General features: G+C 79.0%; 1 protein-coding gene and 1 pseudogene. Both read right to left on the bottom strand.

Annotated features, from left to right (window positions below):
* Positions 1–332, bottom strand: a pseudogene (locus tag VR44_RS47915) (hypothetical protein); the annotation flags it as partial.
* On the bottom strand, positions 332–935 hold a 604-nt coding region (locus VR44_RS47910; protein WP_245692776.1), incomplete at its 5' end, for an FUSC family protein. The gene VR44_RS47910 and the pseudogene VR44_RS47915, both read right to left, overlap by 1 nt.

Genomic DNA, 935 nt, shown 5'->3' with positions numbered 1-935 from the left:
GGCCCGGTGGGGCCCGAAGGCGGGGAGGGCCGTCCCGGGCCCGGCACCGGACCGGGTGGCGGGGGCGGCTCCCGGGCCGTCGTCAGCCGGTCCGCGCCCCACAGGGTGTGGTGCCCCGCCATCAGGGCCGCCTGCCAGTCGGGCCCGGGCGGGCGCGGGGCGGCGGCCCCGAAGTGCTGCGGCTCGCTCTGGTACTGCGCGTAGGCCGACTCCGCCAGGATCAGCGCGTGCCGCAGGGACCGGTACCCCCGCCCGGCCGCCGCTCCCCCGCCCGCGCCGCCCGCCGCGACCGAGGCCCCCGTCGCGACCACGACCTCGGCCGCCCGGCGCATCAGTCCAGCAGCCGGACCCCGGCCAGCCGCCAGGTCGCCGGCGCCATCTGCGCGAAGACCATCGCCACCAGCACGGTGAAGAGCCCCTGCGCCCAGCCCACGCCCCGGACGGGTCCCACCGTGAACGCGAAGAGCATCCAGAGCGGGAGCAGCACGGCGTACACGGTCGTGTGCGGACCGGCCAGGGTCAGCAGCCCGGCGGTGAACAGCGCGCCGGCGAAGGTGCCGGCCAGCGCCACCCGGATGGTGCCCCAGGTCTCGCCGACGGTGGTCCGTGTCAGGGAGAGCGTGGCCAGCATGGCCCAGAACCCGTGCGGCAGCGTGTCCAGCCCCGCGACCAGCCGGGCCGCCGCCAGCGCGAGGCCGATCCGCACCGCGTTCTGGAAGAACACCGACCGGCGCACGGCGTGCCCCCGGATCCGGTGCCACCACAGCAGCGGCGCGGGCGTCCGGGCGTACCAGAACCGGCCGGGCAGCACCCGGGCCGGCTCGGCGCGGCCGTGGACGGCGAGGGAGGCGGCCGTGGCCATGGTCAGCGCGGCGTCGGCCACCTCCAGCACCGCCGCGTCCCGGCGCAGGGCGGCGGGGGCGACGGGCCCGGCG

This window comes from Streptomyces katrae (genome assembly GCF_000966975.1).
GTDB lineage: Bacteria > Actinomycetota > Actinomycetes > Streptomycetales > Streptomycetaceae > Streptomyces > Streptomyces katrae.
This window is presented reverse-complemented; position numbering and strand designations above follow the sequence as displayed.